We start from the raw sequence: 16,654 nt of genomic DNA, 5'->3' as shown, positions 1-16,654 counted from the left end.
TATACGAATCGCGCCACCCTGCGCAGGAGACGAACACCATGGCACCGACCACCAAAGAGGGCCAGCGCGCCGAGTTGCACAAGACGATCTGGCGGATCGCGAATGATCTGCGGGGATCTGTCGACGGCTGGGACTTCAAGTCCTACGTGCTCGGCATGCTCTTCTACCGATTCATCTCCGAGAACCTGACGGCGTACCTCAATAAAAGCGAGCACGAGGCGGGCGACGCTGAGTTTGACTACGCCCAGCTCCCGGACGCCGCGGCCGAGTTCGGGCGCGCAGAGACGGTGGCCGAAAAGGGCTTCTACATCATCCCGTCGGAGCTCTTCGCGAACGTCCGCGCTCGCGCGGCGTCGGACGAGAACCTGAACGAGACGCTGGAGCGGGTGTTCAAGAACATCGAGGGTTCGGCTCTCGGCACGGATAGCGAGGATGACGTCAAGGGGCTCTTCGACGACCTCGACGTCAACAGCAACAAGCTCGGCGCGACGGTGCCCAAACGCAACAAGACGCTGGCCAAGCTGCTGGATGCCATCGGGGACCTGCCGCTCGGTGATCTTCAAGACAACTCGATCGACCTGTTCGGCGACGCCTACGAGTACCTCATGCAGATGTACGCAGCCAACGCCGGGAAGTCGGGGGGCGAGTACTACACGCCGCAGGAAGTCTCTGAGCTGCTGGCGCGCATCACCGTGCTCGGAAAGACCTCAGTGAACAAGGTCTACGACCCGGCTGCCGGCTCCGGCTCGCTACTGCTGAAGTTCGCGAAGGTGCTCGGCAAGGAAAACGTCCGTGAGGGCTTCTACGGTCAGGAGATCAACCTGACGACGTACAATCTGGCGCGCATCAACATGTTCCTACATGACATCAACTACGCCGAGTTCAACCTCGCGCACGGCGACACGCTCATCGACCCGGCTCATTGGGACGACGAACCGTTCGAGGCGATCGTCTCCAATCCGCCCTACTCAATCAAGTGGGACGGCGATGCGAACCCGCTCCTGATCAACGACGAGCGCTTCGCGCCGGCCGGAGTACTTGCACCAAAGTCGAAGGCCGATCTCGCCTTCACGATGCACATTCTCAGCTGGCTCGCCGTGAACGGCACCGCGGCGATCGTCGAGTTCCCTGGCGTCCTTTACCGGGGCGGCGCAGAGCAGAAGATTCGCCAGTACCTCATCGACAACAACTACGTCGATGCCGTCATTCAGCTTCCTGCAGATCTCTTCTTCGGCACGACCATCGCGACGTGCATCATCGTGTTGAAGAAGTCCAAGTCCGACAATTCAGTGCTCTTTATCGACGCCTCGGCCGAATTCAAGCGCGTCGGAAACAAGAACAAGCTGACGCAGGACCACCAGCAGAAAATCCTGATGACCCTCGAAGCGCGCGCCCACGAGGCTCACTATTCGGCGCGGGTCGCGAACGCAGACATCGCTGCGAACAGCTACAACATGTCTGTGCCGTCCTACGTCGAGGCCGAGGACACTCGCGAGGTTATCGACATCACGGCGCTGAACGCGGAGCTCGCACAGATCGTCGCCCGCCAGGCGGAGCTTCGACACTCGATTGATGCGATCGTGGCGGATCTGGACGGCTCCAAGTGAGCCGCATTGGCGAGCTGATCCAGGAGCTGGCGCCCGCGGGAGTGCGTCACGCCGCGCTATCCGATGTCGCCGAGTACTCGCAGACCCGGGTTGACGCGGCGACTCTCGATGAAGCGAGCTTCGTGGGTGTCGATAACCTCGTCGCAGACAAAGGGGGGCGCGTTGAGGCAACATACCTGCCGAACACGGCCCGCCTGACCGCGTATAAGCCAGGTGACATTCTGCTTGGAAACATTCGCCCGTACTTGAAGAAGGTCTGGCTCGCGACGAACGAGGGCGGGTGCAGTGGCGACGTTCTGGCGATTCGCATCAAAGAACAGAACCGGGAGGAACTCGACGCCGAGTTTCTCTACTACCTGCTCTCATCAGACGGCTTCTTCTCCTTCAATATGCAGCACGCCAAGGGCGCAAAGATGCCGCGAGGCAACAAGATTGCGATCCTGAGCTATAGAATTCCCGTCCCACCTCCCAGCATTCAGCGTGAGATCGTGAGAATTCTGGATCAGTTCACACAGCTGGAGGCAGAACTGGAGGCGGAGCTGGAGGCCCGTCGGCAGCAGTATGCCTACTTCAGCGAATTGCTCCTGACGCCACGGGATGTCGTCCGTACTGCGGCTCTCGGCGAACTATTGCTCGAAGTCATCGACCATCGGGGGAAAACGCCGAAGAAGCTTGGAGGGGACTGGGCCACGAAGGGACACCGTGTTGTCTCGGCAATCAACTTCAAGGGCGGCGGGATCGACAACAACGACCACCACTACATCAGCGAGGAAATCTTCGCCAAGTGGATGAAGGTTCCGCTCTATCCTGGCGACGTTTTGCTTACGTCTGAAGCGCCGCTCGGATCCGTCGCCATTATCGAGAGTCCTGTCGATTGGGCGATCGGGCAGCGTGTCTTTGGTCTTCGCCCAAATCCGTCGTTCTTGCACTCGCGATACTTGTTTCATCTGCTTCGCGCTGGCGCTCCACGGGGTGAACTATTGGCTCGATCGACCGGATCGACAGTCTCTGGTATTCGTCAGGCTGAGCTCGTCAAAGTGTCCATGAATCTACCAACCTTGGCCGAGCAGGAGCGAGTCGCCGACGTGCTGGACAATTTCGCCTCGTTGGTTGGCGACCTGCGGGTAGGACTTCCCGCGGAGCTTATGGCTCGCCGCAAGCAATACGAGTACTACCGCGACAAGCTCCTGACATTCCCCGAGGCGGCATCATGAGCGACGCCCCTGGCCGCAAGTACGACCCGATCGCCATGTCCGCGGAGAGCACCGTCGTTGCGGAGTACGTTCCCGATCCCGCTCAGGCGACGGCGTATCAGTCGGAAGCCGACCTCGAGCGCGAGGTGATTCGCCTATTGCAGTTGCAGGCGTACGAGTACCTTCCGATCACAACGGAAGCGCAGCTCATCGCGAACCTGCGCACGCAGCTCGAGGCGTTAAACGGCATCACCTTCACCGCCGTGGAGTGGGACGACTTCTTCAAGAACAAAGTCGCCAGCCAGAACGACGGCATCGCCGAGAAGACGATCCGGGTCCAAGAGGATCACGTTCAGATCCTGACGCGCGATGACGGTTCGACGAAGAACGTGATGCTCATCGACAAGAAGAACATCCACAACAACCGCCTTCAGGTCATCAACCAGTACGAGATCGGGCAACACGAAGGCGGCGCGAAACACGCCAACCGCTATGACGTGACAGTGCTGGTCAACGGCCTGCCGATGGTGCACATCGAGCTCAAGCGCCGCGGCGTCGACATCCGCGAGGCATTCAATCAGATCAACCGCTACCAGCGGGACAGCTTCTGGGCTGGTTCCGGCCTGTTCGAGTACGTCCAGCTCTTCGTGATCAGCAACGGCACACTGACCAAGTACTACTCCAACACGACGCGCAACCGACACATCGATGAGAACAGGAAAACCACGGGGAGCAAAAAGAAGACCAGTAACAGCTTCGAGTTCACGTCGTGGTGGGCGGACGCGCGGAACAAGCCGATTCAGGAGCTGACAGCGTTCGTGAATACCTTCTTTGCAAAGCACGCGCTGCTGAACATCCTGACGAAGTACTGCGTGCTCACGGTCGACCACGACCTGCTGGTCATGCGTCCGTATCAGATCGTCGCGACGGAGCGGATCCTGCAGCGCATCGACATCGCCACCAACCACAAGCGTCTCGGTACGGTCGAGGCCGGCGGGTATGTCTGGCATACGACTGGTTCGGGCAAGACGCTCACGTCGTTTAAGACCGCGCAACTTGCCTCGAAACAAGCCAGAGTCGACAAGGTGCTGTTCGTCGTCGACCGCAAGGACCTCGACTACCAGACGATGCGCGAGTACGACCGCTTCGAGAAGGGCGCCGCGAACTCGAACGCGTCGACCGCGGTGCTGAAGAAGCAGCTCGAGGACTCGAACGCGCGGATCATAATCACGACGATCCAGAAGCTCTCGAATTTCATCCGCGCCAATAAGGGCCACGAGATCTACTCTGGTCACGTCGTGATCATCTTCGACGAGTGCCATCGTTCGCAGTTCGGTGACATGCACACCGACATCACCCGGGCATTCAAGCGCTACAACCTCTTCGGGTTCACTGGCACGCCCATCTTCGCCGCCAACTCGGGATCCGGGGGCAACCCCCAGCTCAAGACCACTGAGCAGGCGTTTGGTGACAAGCTGCACACTTACACGATCGTCGACGCGATCACCGACAAGAACGTCCTGCCATTCCGAATCGACTACATCAATACCGTCAAGGTCGGCGATCCAGACGACAAGCAGGTGTCGTCCATCGATACCGAGAAGGCGCTACTCGACTCACGACGCATCAGCGAGATCGTCACGTACACGCTTGAGCACTTCGATCAGAAGACCAAGCGTGCTTCAAACTACGAACACTCCGTCGTTACAAACGTCGCTGAGTCCGTCCGCACCAGGCGGCGTGCCGAGGCGTTGCGCGAGAAGAAGCGTGTCCGCGGTTTCAACGCGATCTTCGCGACAGCATCAATCGAGGCGGCCCGCCGCTACTACAACCATTTCCAGATTCAACAGCAGGATCTAACACCAGATCGCCGCCTGAAGGTCGGCATCATCTTCTCGTATGGTGCCAATGATGCGCCGGATGAGGACATGCTCGACGATGAAGCGTTCGATACAGATGGGCTCTCATCCGACAATCGCGCGTTCTTGGAAGATGCCATCCAGGACTACAACGACATGTTCGGGACGAGCTACGACACGAGTGCCGACAAGTTCCAGAACTACTACAAGGACTTGTCGCAGCGGATGAAGAACCGCGAGCTCGACCTGGTCATCGTCGTCAACATGTTCCTGACCGGCTTCGATGCCACGACGCTCAACACGCTCTTCGTCGACAAGAACCTCCGGTCCCACGGCCTCATCCAGGCCTACTCGCGCACAAACCGCATCCTGAACTCCGTCAAGACCTACGGCAACATCGTTTCGTTCCGGAACCTTGAGGATGCGACCAACACCGCCCTCGAGCTGTTCGGCAATAGGGATGCCCGTGGAGCCGTTCTCCTCAAGCCATACCACGACTACTACGGCGACTATGTTGAGAAGGTCACGGAGCTTCTGCAGCACTTCCCGCTCGGCACCCAGATCATCGGCGAGTCGGCGCAGAAGGATTTCATCGCGCTGTTCGGAGCCATCCTGCGACTCCAGAACATCCTCACCTCCTTCGATGACTTCGAGGGTCAGAATCCCCTGACAGAACGTCAGGCGCAGGACTATCGCAGCTGGTATCTCGACTTCTACGCCGAGTTCCGCAAAGACCGCGACTCGGACAAAGAGCTCATCAACGACGACGTCGTGTTCGAGATCGAGCTGATCAAGCAGGTCGAGATCAACGTCGACTACATCCTGATGCTCGTCGAGAAGTACCGCACCAGCTTCGGAGACGGCGAAGACAAGGAGATTCGCGCCGAGATCACCCGCGCGGTCGACGCCAGCCCGAGCCTGCGCAGCAAGCGCGACCTCGTCGAAGACTTCGTTGACTCGGTCTCTGTGACCGGCGCCGTCGACGAACAATGGAAGGCTTTCGTGGCGGCGAAGCGCGACGCCGAGCTTGAAACACTGATCTCCGATCAGAAGCTCCGTCCCGATGAAACGCGCGCGTTCATCGAGGCAGCGTTCCGCGATGGCCAGCTCCGGACGACAGGGACCGCCATCACGAAGATTCTTCCGCCGGTATCGCGGTTCGCTGTGGAGGGCGGGCATGGCGAGAAGAAGCGGACCGCCATCGAGGCACTCGCGCGCTTCTTCGAGCGGTTCTTCGGGTTGGGCTCGGGGAGCGACTCCTAACGTCTAGCGATCTCGTGGGTGTCTCGTCTTCCGGGCATACGTCCGCAGGGCGGCCGGAGAAGAGTAACGGCGATCGCTATTTACCCGCGGGGCCCCGAACCGTTCCCCCGAGCTAACCTGCTGCGCCACCCGCCGCAGCGCCAGCAACAACGGCTCCACCAACACCGACCCCAACACCACGTACCGCACCGCCGCTTCCGCAGACTCCTCCGGCACCCCCGCGATCTCCGCATCCGCAATCCGCCGCATGCTCGCGAGGTACTCCGCCATCGCCGCATCCGGCACGATGAAGCCGACGCGCTCCAATCCCTGCAGCGCCCGTGCGACCGCGTGCAGCACTGCCTCGTCGCACATCCCCGGCTTCCACCCGAGCCCCGCCACAAGAGCCTCAGCGTCCGTCAGATCCAAAGACTCATCCACCGGCGGAGTGATCGCCGCATGCGCCATCCCGAGCAGGTTGTGTGCGTTCTCTGGAGGCTCGTCGAGCGCAGCCAGCACCCGCCGCGTCTCAGCGATACTCACGCCCGCGTCGAGCAGCGCCCGGATCACCCGCAACCGCTCCACGTGCTTCTCGCCGTACGCGGCCTGAGTCGCAGACGACCGCTCACCCTCGGGCAGCAGCCCCTCGCGCAGGTAGTACTTGATCGTCGGCACGGTCACGCCGGTCTGGGCTGACAGTTCGGAAATTCTCATGACCACCTCTTGACTTCGATAGTAGCGCTATCCATTATCGATAGTGACACTATCTAACCAAGGAGTCATCATGTCGAAAGTCATCACGGGCCGCATGACCCACCGCCACGAGGGCGAGCTCGTCGTGTTCCACATCGGGATGCAGATCAACCGCTGGTGGCGCCCCGACCTGTGGATGCCAGCCTTCTTCGCCATGCCGGGGATGCTGCGCGAACTCAGCACCGACCCCGACTCGGGCATGCTCGGCTACCACCTGCTCTTCGGCTCGGGCGGACCCTACGTCGTGCAGTACTGGTCATCCGTCGACAAGCTCTACGCCTACGCGTCCAGCCCGAACCAGGAGCACCGCCCCGCCTGGACCGCCTTCAACCGCGCAGCCCGCAAGGCTCCGGGAGCGGTCGGCATCTGGCACGAGACGTTCCGCGTCGACACCGCCGAGAGCGTGTACGTCTCGACGAAACCGATGGGGTTGCCGAAGGCGACGGAGCTCGTCGAGGTCGGCAAGCGGCACGACCGGGCTCAGGCGCGGTTCGCGGATGGGCGGACGGATGCGAAGATGTCCGAGCCGGCGCAGTAAGCGCGCCCGTTCGACACTCCACACGGCGATCGTCCGACCAAGAACCCACTACCCTCACACCATGCCCACCGATCGCCCGCGCGCCTGGATCTTCGACGTCGACGGCACCCTCGCCCTCATCGGCGACCGCTCGCCGTACGATATGCGAAACGTGGCGATCGACACCCCGAACCACCCGGTCGTCGTCGCAGCACAGGCCTTCGCCGCCCACCCCGACGTCGATGCGCTCATCGTCGTCTCTGGCCGCGACGAGACCGCACGACGCTCCACCGAAGCCTGGCTGACGTTCAACGAGATCCCGTTCGACCGCCTCCTGCTCCGGAGAACCGGCGACCAGCGCGCCGACAACATCGTCAAGGCCGAGATCTACGACGCTCACATCGAACCGCACTTCACGGTCATCGGCGTCGTCGACGACCGTCGCAGCGTGGTCGAGATGTGGCGGTCTCGCGGATTGGTGTGCTTCCAGGTGGCCGAGGGCAACTTCTAGCCGCCATCAGCCCGAGTGCGTCGACTACGTCGACTACGTCAACCGTTCTGGCCTGTTCCCAGCGAGCGCTTGGGCGACGACGTAGTCCAGGTCGCTCTCGGGCAGTTCCTCGACGATGCCGCTGTTCGAACGGAACACATCCTCCAACTCGCGCAACAGCGGTCCGTCCTGCTCGTTGGTTTCCGGCGAACGGATCGCGAATCGCGCGTTTGAGACCAGAGATTCGAGCTCGGCGATCGGTCGCGGGCCGTTGGCATCACGATTCCGCCTCACGACGTCATACAGATCTCGCCAGAGCTTTTCTCGTCGCGCAGCAGCCAGGATGAGCTCACCTGCTTCAGCCGGGGTGGGGTTCTCAGTTGTCATGCGATGACCCTCTCACATCGCACCCAGGGCGCGACGTCGAGAGCTACGCCGCAATCCCCCGCAGCAACCGCACCACCGTCTCCTCGACCCGCTCCGCACTCAACGGCTGCCCGATCAGCGCGGAGTATGACGCCATGGCGATGAACTGATCCGCGATCGCGGCAGCATCCACATCCGCCCGGACGTCCCCTTCCGCACGCCCGCGCGCCACCCGCTCCGCCACCCACTCGCGGATCGGCGCCGCCAACCGCTCGTTCAGCACGAGCCCCAACTCGGGATCGGCCGCGGTCACCTCGATCAGCGCCCGCGCCAGCGCCACCCCTTCCGGCCGAGCCAGCCCGGCGGACACCGCCGTGAACCACGCCCGAAGATCGGCGCCGAGGTCCGGCGTCATGGGGACCACAGCGTCGGCATCCGGGATCGACCCCTCGAGCAGCGCCTCGCCGAGGATCGCGGCCTTCGACGGCCACCACCGGTAGATCGTCTGCTTCGACACCTCCGCCGACTCCGCGAGGCCTTCGATCGTCACGGACTCGTACCCGTCTGCGGCGAGCGCGCGCCGCATCGCCTCCAGCACGGATTGACGGGCCTTTTCACTGCGAGGACGGGGCACCCTTCGAGCGTAGTCAGGCGTACACTGGAATATAAGTAGACGCACCGTTGCGAAACCGCAGGAACCCCGAACAAGGAGAAAGAGCATGGCCCTCACCGCACACTCCACCATCGGCGACTGGATGAACGACCCGACCGGCGGGCCTCTCATCCGCGGACTCTTCCAGCAGACGGGCGCCGACCCCGAACTCCTCACCCCCGTGCTCGGCCTGCCGCTGCAGCAGCTCGTCGCCATGAGCCAGGGCCAGCTCCCCCAGTCGGTCGTCAACGACCTCGTGCGCGCGGCCAACGGCGGCGAGATCCCCGAAGACGACGCCTCCGAGGGCTGGACCGAGAAGGTCACCTCCGGCCGCTTCGCCGGCAAGACCGTGATCGTCACCGGTGCCGCCTCCGGCATCGGCAAGGCCACCGCCTCGCGCATCGCCCGCGAAGGCGGACGCGTGATCGCCAGCGACATCGCCGCCGAGAAGCTCGACGCCCTCAAGTCCGAGCTCCCGGATGCCGACATCGTCACGGTCGCCGGCGACCTCACGAAGCAAGACGCGATCGACGCCGTCCTCGCCGCCGCGGGTGACCGCATCGACGGCCTCGCGAACGTCGCCGGCATCAACGACGACTTCTCCCCCGCGGGCGAGACCCCGGATGCTGTCTGGGACCGGGTGATCGCGATCAACCTGACCGCTCCGTTCAAGCTCATGCGCGCGGTCATCCCCGTCATGGAGGCAGCCGGTCACGGTGCGATCCTCAACGTCTCGAGCGAAGCGGGCCTGCGCGGCAACGCCTCGGGCAACGCCTACACGGCCAGCAAGCACGGCATCATCGGCGTCACCAAGTCCGCCGCCTTCATGTACGGGCCGAAGGGCATCCGCGTGAACTCCGTCGCCCCCGGCGGCGTCGCCACCGGCATCCCGATGCCCCCGAACATGTCCGAGTACGGTTCTGGCCGCCTGGCTCCATTCCAGCAGTCCATCCCGACGGTGGCGACGGCCGAGCACCTGGCCGCATCCATCACGTTCCTGCTGTCGGACGACGCCGTGAACATCAACGGGGCCATCCTCGCCTCGGACGGCGGATGGTCGGTGCAGTAAGCCGCACCCGCGAAGCCAACGCCCCCGCCGACCCGAACGGCGGGGGCGTTTCGCATCTGCCCGAGACCTCATGGCGTCAGGTATTCAGCCCGACGATCTATGAGTCGCTGCCTCCACTTTCGCGGTCACGACGCCTCATCTTCATGTCGGTCGCGACCTCCCAGGCGACGCACGCCCAGATCGGGGCCACTGACACCGGCCCCAGCCAGTCGGGCCCGCCCCCATTGTTGATGTAGAGCACGTTCCCCACCACTGCGATGACGATCGCCGCGATGAAGGCCGCCAGACGCAGCGGCGAGAACAGGACGTGAAGTCGCGTGCGCATCGAGTACGTGTACAAGTTCGCGTTCATCTGCATGCGTACGTTCCGTACCACGGGATGATGAGGCTCACCCCAGGGATGTAGGTGAGAAAGCCCTCGAGGCACCTCTTCGGGCTCGAGTTCTGCGCGACGCCTGCCGTGTAGACGGCCGGCCCCGACGTAGCCAAGCAGCCGGCCCCGAAGGCCGCGGCGCCGGCAGGACCGCCCAGTGCCGCTCCCGCCCCGGCGCAGACCCCCGTGATGCCACTGGCACCCCACCCGCCATTCGCGATGGTCGCCGTCTCCGCGCGATTCCATCGAACTCGGACTTGAATCGGGCTCGTGAATCCCCACGTCGGGTCAGCTACGACCGGAAAGGCTGCGCCCGCCGTGTCGACTTCCTGAGTCAAGATCCCGTTGGAGACGACGTAGGTGGTGGGAACCGTGTTCCCGTCCGCATCGACCGCCCATGCCGGCTCCACCTGACCGACGACGGCGGCAACCTCGCCGGCGGTGCCGGCGACCTCGAGGGCACGTGTCAACTCCACACTCCCGTCGGGAAGGACCTCGGCGTTGACTCCTTCCGGCAGCGGATAGTCGAAGCTCGTCGCGTGCGACTCGTCCCAGAGGACCGTGGATATCCGCACACCGCCCTGCAGGGGGGTCACGGCCACGTCGGGGTGCCCGTCCTCACCGGTGTAGACCGTGGATCCATCCGCAGTCGTCATCCCTTGGTCGGTGAAGACCCCGATTGGCGTAGCGACGGTGAAGTCCAGGCCATCAGCCACTTGCACCACCACGCCCTCAGCCGCATCCTTCGGCACGTTCACATCGACAGCAGAACCTCCCGAAGCAGCAGTAGCTGAAACGCCAGCCGAATCGACGGCCTCGGCGACCAGAGCCGAGACGTCAGCGGGCGTGGCCGAGTCAGGCGACAGCGAATCATCGGCAATCGCTGGTGCCGCAAACAACGCGGCCCCCGATACCGACAGCATCGAAACTGATGCAGCGAGCAGATACCTCTTCTTGCGGATCATGGCGAGCTCCCTTCGTGAAATGTGCCGCACTGCGGCGGTTCACGATGGACAGTGGCACAAAGAAGGTCATATTGCACTCATATGTGGCGTTGAGTGCCGGAATATCGCCTGTGCACGGAGTCGGAGCTGAGCGATGAATGCGCAACTCGGCGGTCTTGTCGGCCCCACGCCGCCATGGCTCGCGGATCTCCCTGCCCCATCTCCTCACGACGTCAGATGCGAACCTTCGCGCGCCCCTACACTCGACCTCATGCTGAAGCTCGCCTCGATCGTGATCCGCGTGACGGACCTCCCCGCGCAGACGCGCTTCTGGAAAGCGGCCCTCGACTACATCGAACGCGACCCCGCGGAAGACGACTGGGTCGTGCTGAAGCCGCGTGACGCCGATGCCCCCTGCATCTCCCTCGATGCCCATCGCTCCGAGCGCGTGCTGCCTCCGCGCATCCACCTCGACATCTACGCCGAGGATCAGGCCGCCGAGGTGCGCCGACTCACCGAGCTGGGCGCGAGCGAGGTGCACTGGGACGGTCGGCCGGCCGACGCCGACTACATGATCATGGAAGACCCGGAAGGGAACCGCTTCTGCATCGTCGACCGACCCGGCTGGTCGGGGTGGGAGCACGAAGGCGCGTGACCGCGGCCCGGGTGCGCGATCGCCGCTGCGCGACTACAGCCGGCCTGGCTGCCCACCCCGCGCCACCGCCTGCCGATGAGACGACAACGCCGCGCGCACGGCCGAGTAGATCACCAGCCACAGGATGAGGGTTCCGATCAGGAACACCGCGGCGTAGAAGAAGATGAAGAGGACAACGCTGTCACCGAACATGCGCCCAGAGTACCCAGTCGCTCCCACGACGTGCTCGTCGCGCGGTCCCGGAGCGTGATCCGCAGGGGACGAACCAGGCATCGCAACGGTGTTGCCTTGTCCTCGAGGTCCGGGTATACACGACAGAACCGCGCCGCCGGAGACCCCGCGGCGCCTCCTCGTGAGACCGGAACAGGAGTGCATGCGATGAACGACAGGAATCCCGCCGACAGGGAACAGGCCGACAGGGTTCATGACATTCCCGGAGCGGACCACCACCGGCTGCGCCTCTCCGGAGGCACCGAACTCTCCTACTACACCGCAGGCGACCCGAGCCGCCCGGCAGTTCTGCTGCTGCACGGCTTCCCCTCCTCCGCGCTGACGTTCCGCGACGTCATCCCCGCACTGGCCGAGGTCGCGTACGTGATCGCGCCCGACCTGCCGGGCTTCGGGGAATCGGATGTCCTCCCGACAGCCACCTTCCCCGCCCTCGCGGAAGCCGTCACCGAACTGCTCGACGCGCTCGAAGTGAGACAGCGGTACGTCTACCTCCACGACTACGGCGCACCGGTGGGACTCCAGATCGCGATGAGCGACCCCGCGTCGGTGCTCGGCCTGATCATCCAGAACGCCAACGCCCACCACACCGGATTCGGCCCCGAGTGGGCGGCGACACTCGAATCGTGGGAGCACCCGAGCGAGGAGAACACGAACGCCGCCACCGCGCACCTCACGCACGACGGCACACGGGATCAGTACATCGCCGGCCTCCCCGCGGACGTCGCCGAACACATCTCACCCGCCGTCTGGGAGCAGGACTGGCACGTGATGCAGCTGCCGGGTCGGCTCGACGCGCAACGGGCGCTCAACGCCGACTACGCGAACCACGCCGCGCGGTTCGACGAGATCGCCGAATACCTGGCGCGCACGCAGCCGCGAGCGCTCCTCCTGTGGGGGCGCCACGACGCCTTCTTCGACCTCGCCGAGGTGGAATCGTGGATGCGCGACCTCCCGCGCATGGAGGCTCACGTGTTCGACGCCGGGCACTTCCTGCTCGAAACGCATGCCCCCGAGGCGGCGGCGCTCATGGTCGACTTCCTGAAGGCCGGCGACGACTCCACTGCATGAGCGGGACCCCGCGTCAGCGACAGAGCGCCTGCTCAGCCGGCGCGCACGCCCATCCGTGCGACAGCGGCACGAACCAGGGCGGCGTTCCCCGGCGCGGGGGAACCGTCGGGCAGGAGGAGGGTGTCTTCCAGCCCGATCCGCGAGTCCCGTCCGAACTCGACGGCCAGGTCGAACACCGGCCACGCCGAACCCTCCTCGCCGTGCAGCAGGATCGGAAGACCGGGCTCCTCCAGCTCGACGTGCGCGATCATCCCCTCGGCGTGATCACGCAGCGTCGCGGCCGGCTCGTCCGGCAGCTCGATCAGCACCCGCAGGCACTGCCCGCGCACCGGCGAACGTTTCCACACCCCGAAGCCCGCGGCATCCCACAACCCGGCCTCGACGGCCACTCCCCGGCGCAGCAACAGCGCGGCTACCTCGTCGGCACCGGCCTCATGCCAGTTCACCGACGCGTGATCGGGCAACTCCGTCCACGCCTCGATCGCGGCGAGACGACGCTCGACGTCGGGCTCGGCCCACGCCCCGGTGGTCACCCCCACCGGAACCCCCGGGCTCGCGGCGCGAGCCGCCCACACCCACCGCGCGACGTCGTCGGCGGCCAGGCTGTCACGGCCCGCAGCATCCTTCGGGTGCACGTGCACCTCGTGCGCCCCGGCGACGACGGCACGGGCAGCGTCATCGACGACGACGGACGCATCGGCACTCAGCCACGGATGCTCCGCCGCCTCGCGGGCCCCGTTGACACATGCCTGCAACAGCATTCGTCGCTCTGCGGCCGCGCCGGCACTCGAATCGGAAGCCGCGGCCATCACCCGATCAGCTCGCGCGGGTGCAGATCGTAGGCGTGGGCGTCTTTCGACGGACCCTCCTCGGAGCGCACGGTGTGCGCGACCTGACGCGCGACCGCCGCACTGCGACCGACCTTCACCGCCTCGTCTTCGCTCTCGAAGCTGCTGCCCAGCGTCTGGGATTCCCCTTCGATGCGGTTGAACCAGATGCCGTTGCGGTGGAACGTCTCGATATCGCCTGCGGACATGCGCGATCCCTTCTCTTGCATCCTTTCTACGCCACGGAACCGACATCGGCAGAGGGCCTTGACACCCTCTTCCGCGGCATCCGACCCCGCGACTCTCAGGACGTGAGAGCCGTTCTCCGCACCGCATCCCCCATCGCCGCGAACGCCTCTTCCAGGATCGGTCGGGGTGTCGCGAACACCACGCGCACGAAGCCCTCCGCCCCTCGCCCCAGCAGACGCCCCTCGGTGAGCACGACCCCCGCCTCCTCCCGGAAGAACTCGGCCGGCGGACCGGGGATCCCCAGCGCCCTGGTGTCGATCCAGCCGATGTAGGTCGCCTCGGGCGCACGGTACACGGCCCCCGGCAGGTGCTCGTCCACGAGTCGCGCGAGCTCGCGCCGCGAACCGTCGAGATACCCGATCACATCGGTCAGCCACGGCTTCCCCGACCGATACGCCGCCGACGACGCCACGACGCCGAGCGTCGACGCCCCGTGCTGCACCGCGAATCCGAACCGCTTGTACTGCTCCTGATCCGCATCGTTCGAGGTGATCAGCTGTGCGGTCTTCAACCCGGGGATGTTCCAGGCCTTCGAGGCGCTCGTCCCCGTCACCGTGTGGGCGGCCGTCGCCGCCGACACCGAGGCGTACGGCACGAACGGCGCACCGTCGTATCGCAACGGCGCATGGATCTCGTCCGCGAACACCCGCCCGCCGTGGCGCTCGACGATCTCGGCGATCGCCACGAGCTCCTCACGCCCCGCGATCGTGCCGGTGGGGTTGTGCGGGTTGCAGAGCACGAGCGTCCGCGCCCCCGCGACGAACGCCTCCTCGATGCACTGCAGGTCGTGTTGCCAGCGCCCATCGACCTCGGAGCCCGGAACCTCGATGACCGGATGTCCGATCGCGGGCAGGTATGTCAGAAACGGCATATATGCGGGAGTCGGCACGATCACCGGCGAACCGGCCGGCGCATACTCCTGCACCGCGACGCCGAGAGCCGCCATCACATCGGACACCGGATGCACGCGCTCCGGATCAACCGCCCACCCGTACTCGTCGCGCATCCAGTCGGCGGTCGCCTCGCCGAGTTCCGCGGCCTGCGGCGGCGAGAGGTAGCCGAGGTTCTCGTCGTCGATCGCCCGGTGCAGTGCCTCGGCGATCTCGGGAGCGACCCCGAAGTCCATCTCCGCCACCCAGGCCCCGATCCGCCCCGGATGCAGACTCCACTTGCGACTCTGCGGCCGATCGAGGTGTAGGCGGGTGCGCGCATCGAACGGATGCGACGGAGGAGCGGAGGGCTTCGCGGTCATGATCGAGGTTCCCGCCGGGTCAGCCGGCGGTGCCGGTACAGGACGGGCGCACGGCGCGGATCTCGGACACGGGGAACTCCATTCACAGCAGGGTCCGACCAATCTACGGACGGCCCCGCGCCGTCGCATCTCGCGTTTCCGTCCGTGACGCCGCGAACGCGGCGACCGCGTGCGCAATTATCTCCTGCCACCCCGCGACGACCCCCGAGATCCGGGGCTCGCTGGTAACGTTCCCTTGATCGACGGCACCACATCTCGGAGGGCAGTGATGAGCGAACGAGCGCGCCGCCCGACCGTCAAAGAGGTCGCCCTCCGCGCGGGCGTCAGCCCCATGACCGTGTCGCGCACACTCTCGGGCGGACTCAACGTCAAGCCCGACGTGCAGCAGCGCGTGATGGAGGCCGTCGCCGAACTCGGCTATCACCGCAACGAGAACGCCCGCAGCCTCCGCCCTGGTCACAGCAGCGGCCTCATCGGCGTCGCGATCACGAACATCGCGAACCCGTACTACAGCACCTTCGCACTCGGCGTGGAGGAGGAGGCGGCGCTCACCGGCCGCCGCATCCTGCTCGGCAACACGTCGGAGGATGCCGCGCGCGAAGCCGACCTCGTCGGCGACTTCCTCGGCCGCCGCGTCGACGGGCTCATCGTGGTCCCCGCCGGCACGACCTCCGCCCACCTCGCCCACTCGCAGAGCCAGGGCGTGCCCGTCGTGCTCGCCTCCCGCCGCATCGAGGGTCTCGCCGCCGACAGCGTCGTGCTCGCCGACGACGACGGTGCCTACCGCGGAACGATCGCCCTCCTCGACCGCGGCCACACCCGCATCGGCTACCTCGGCAATGCGCTGTCGATCTTCACCGGCGAGCGTCGCTACGCAGGATTCGCCCGCGCGCTCGACGAACGCGGCGTCGCCGTCGACCCGCACCTGGTCGCCGCGAACCAGCAGACCGTCGATCAGGCCAGGGAAGCGACGCGCACTCTTCTGCGCGTCGAGAATCCGCCGACCGCGATCTTCTGCGCGAACAACCGCAACGCGATCGGAGCGCTCAAGGAGATCAGCACCCAGCTCAACGCCGGGTCGGGCACCGTGGCCGATTTCCCCGAGATCATGAGCTTCGACGACTTCGAGCTCGCGGAGTTGTCGCCGGTCCCGATCAGCGTGATCGACCACGACCCCCGCGAACTCGGCCGCACCGCCACCCGCCTGCTGCTCGACCGGCTCGATGGCGGAAAGCTCGACGCCCCCGCCCGCGAGATCGAGTTGCCGGTGTCGCTGCGCGGGGTGCGCTGAGACGCTTAACCCACTG

General features: G+C 65.1%; 18 protein-coding genes. 9 read left to right on the top strand and 9 right to left on the bottom strand.

The genetic code is table 11. The features are described from left to right. Positions 1-38 precede the first annotated feature (38 nt). The 3 genes from CQ042_RS10155 to CQ042_RS10145 are packed head-to-tail and all read left to right on the top strand — an operon-like array spanning position 39 to position 5,922. Positions 39-1,607 carry a type I restriction-modification system subunit M gene (locus CQ042_RS10155; protein ID WP_105670365.1) on the top strand — a complete coding sequence of 523 codons (1,569 nt, stop codon included), beginning with the start codon at positions 39-41 and terminating at the stop codon, positions 1,605-1,607. Further along, entirely contained in the window at positions 1,604-2,821 is a 1,218-nt protein-coding gene (locus CQ042_RS10150; RefSeq protein ID WP_105670364.1) for a restriction endonuclease subunit S, read from the top strand. The genes CQ042_RS10155 and CQ042_RS10150 overlap by 4 nt, the downstream gene beginning before the upstream one ends. Continuing rightward, the gene (locus tag CQ042_RS10145; protein ID WP_105670363.1) at positions 2,818-5,922 is read left to right on the top strand and encodes a type I restriction endonuclease subunit R; all 3,105 of its coding nucleotides are present in this window, start codon (positions 2,818-2,820) and stop codon (positions 5,920-5,922) included. Before CQ042_RS10150 ends, CQ042_RS10145 begins: the two co-directional genes overlap by 4 nt. Before the next feature lie 3 nt (positions 5,923-5,925). Here CQ042_RS10145 and CQ042_RS10140 read toward each other — a convergent pair whose 3' ends face one another. Continuing rightward, a complete protein-coding gene (locus tag CQ042_RS10140; RefSeq protein WP_258132213.1) occupies positions 5,926-6,615 on the bottom strand; it encodes a MerR family transcriptional regulator in 690 nt (229 codons plus the stop codon). Between the two features lie 70 nt (positions 6,616-6,685). Between CQ042_RS10140 and CQ042_RS10135 the strand changes: the two genes are divergently transcribed. Then, positions 6,686-7,192, top strand: a complete 507-nt coding sequence (locus CQ042_RS10135) for a DUF4188 domain-containing protein (RefSeq protein ID WP_105670362.1) — start codon at positions 6,686-6,688, stop codon at positions 7,190-7,192. Positions 7,193-7,253: 61 nt separating this feature from the next. Continuing rightward, positions 7,254-7,682 carry a polynucleotide kinase gene (locus tag CQ042_RS10130; RefSeq protein ID WP_105670361.1) on the top strand — a complete coding sequence of 143 codons (429 nt, stop codon included), beginning with the start codon at positions 7,254-7,256 and terminating at the stop codon, positions 7,680-7,682. Positions 7,683-7,715: 33 nt separating this feature from the next. Here CQ042_RS10130 and CQ042_RS10125 read toward each other — a convergent pair whose 3' ends face one another. Both CQ042_RS10125 and CQ042_RS10120 read right to left on the bottom strand, forming a co-directional pair. After that, positions 7,716-8,048: a hypothetical protein gene (locus tag CQ042_RS10125; RefSeq protein WP_146115375.1), complete on the bottom strand. Its 333-nt coding sequence runs from the start codon at positions 8,046-8,048 to the stop codon at positions 7,716-7,718. Between the two features lie 43 nt (positions 8,049-8,091). Beyond that, positions 8,092-8,661 (bottom strand): TetR/AcrR family transcriptional regulator, encoded by a 570-nt coding sequence (locus tag CQ042_RS10120; protein ID WP_258132212.1) that lies wholly within the window; start codon positions 8,659-8,661, stop codon positions 8,092-8,094. An 85-nt stretch (positions 8,662-8,746) separates the two neighbouring features. On the opposite strand from CQ042_RS10120, the gene CQ042_RS10115 reads away from it, so the two are divergent. After that, complete coding sequence (locus tag CQ042_RS10115; protein WP_105670358.1) at positions 8,747-9,748, top strand: SDR family NAD(P)-dependent oxidoreductase; 1,002 nt, start codon at positions 8,747-8,749, stop codon at positions 9,746-9,748. Between the two features lie 97 nt (positions 9,749-9,845). Here CQ042_RS10115 and CQ042_RS10110 read toward each other — a convergent pair whose 3' ends face one another. Together CQ042_RS10110 and CQ042_RS10105 are read right to left on the bottom strand one after the other, a co-directional pair. Beyond that, a complete protein-coding gene (locus CQ042_RS10110; RefSeq protein ID WP_146115374.1) occupies positions 9,846-10,073 on the bottom strand; it encodes a hypothetical protein in 228 nt (75 codons plus the stop codon). A gap of 23 nt (positions 10,074-10,096) precedes the next feature. After that, the gene (locus CQ042_RS10105; RefSeq protein WP_146115373.1) at positions 10,097-11,086 is read right to left on the bottom strand and encodes a hypothetical protein; all 990 of its coding nucleotides are present in this window, start codon (positions 11,084-11,086) and stop codon (positions 10,097-10,099) included. A gap of 250 nt (positions 11,087-11,336) precedes the next feature. Between CQ042_RS10105 and CQ042_RS10100 the strand changes: the two genes are divergently transcribed. Continuing rightward, the gene (locus tag CQ042_RS10100; protein ID WP_105670355.1) at positions 11,337-11,720 is read left to right on the top strand and encodes a VOC family protein; all 384 of its coding nucleotides are present in this window, start codon (positions 11,337-11,339) and stop codon (positions 11,718-11,720) included. Between the two features lie 33 nt (positions 11,721-11,753). On the opposite strand, the gene CQ042_RS20445 is transcribed toward CQ042_RS10100, so the two are convergent. Then, positions 11,754-11,912, bottom strand: a complete 159-nt coding sequence (locus tag CQ042_RS20445) for a hypothetical protein (protein WP_181157526.1) — start codon at positions 11,910-11,912, stop codon at positions 11,754-11,756. Positions 11,913-12,098: 186 nt separating this feature from the next. Here CQ042_RS20445 and CQ042_RS10095 point away from each other — a divergent pair, with 186 nt between their 5' ends. Continuing rightward, positions 12,099-13,019 carry an alpha/beta fold hydrolase gene (locus CQ042_RS10095; protein ID WP_105670354.1) on the top strand — a complete coding sequence of 307 codons (921 nt, stop codon included), beginning with the start codon at positions 12,099-12,101 and terminating at the stop codon, positions 13,017-13,019. A gap of 32 nt (positions 13,020-13,051) precedes the next feature. On the opposite strand, the gene CQ042_RS10090 is transcribed toward CQ042_RS10095, so the two are convergent. The 3 genes from CQ042_RS10090 to CQ042_RS10080 all read right to left on the bottom strand — a co-directional run bounded on the left by CQ042_RS10090 (position 13,052) and on the right by CQ042_RS10080 (position 15,347). Beyond that, on the bottom strand, positions 13,052-13,828 hold the full coding sequence (locus CQ042_RS10090; protein ID WP_258132210.1) for a 3-keto-5-aminohexanoate cleavage protein: 777 nt from the start codon (positions 13,826-13,828) through the stop codon (positions 13,052-13,054). After that, complete coding sequence (locus tag CQ042_RS10085; protein WP_105670353.1) at positions 13,828-14,055, bottom strand: DUF2188 domain-containing protein; 228 nt, start codon at positions 14,053-14,055, stop codon at positions 13,828-13,830. The genes CQ042_RS10090 and CQ042_RS10085 overlap by 1 nt, the downstream gene beginning before the upstream one ends. Positions 14,056-14,150: 95 nt before the next feature. Continuing rightward, positions 14,151-15,347 carry a MalY/PatB family protein gene (locus CQ042_RS10080; protein ID WP_105670352.1) on the bottom strand — a complete coding sequence of 399 codons (1,197 nt, stop codon included), beginning with the start codon at positions 15,345-15,347 and terminating at the stop codon, positions 14,151-14,153. 268 nt (positions 15,348-15,615) lie between these two features. On the opposite strand from CQ042_RS10080, the gene CQ042_RS10075 reads away from it, so the two are divergent. After that, complete coding sequence (locus CQ042_RS10075) at positions 15,616-16,638, top strand: LacI family DNA-binding transcriptional regulator (RefSeq protein ID WP_105670351.1); 1,023 nt, start codon at positions 15,616-15,618, stop codon at positions 16,636-16,638. The last annotated feature ends 16 nt before the right edge of the window (positions 16,639-16,654 follow it).

The organism is Microbacterium sp. MYb62 (assembly GCF_002979475.1).
In the GTDB taxonomy this organism is placed as follows: Bacteria; Actinomycetota; Actinomycetes; order Actinomycetales; family Microbacteriaceae; genus Microbacterium.
This window is presented reverse-complemented; position numbering and strand designations above follow the sequence as displayed.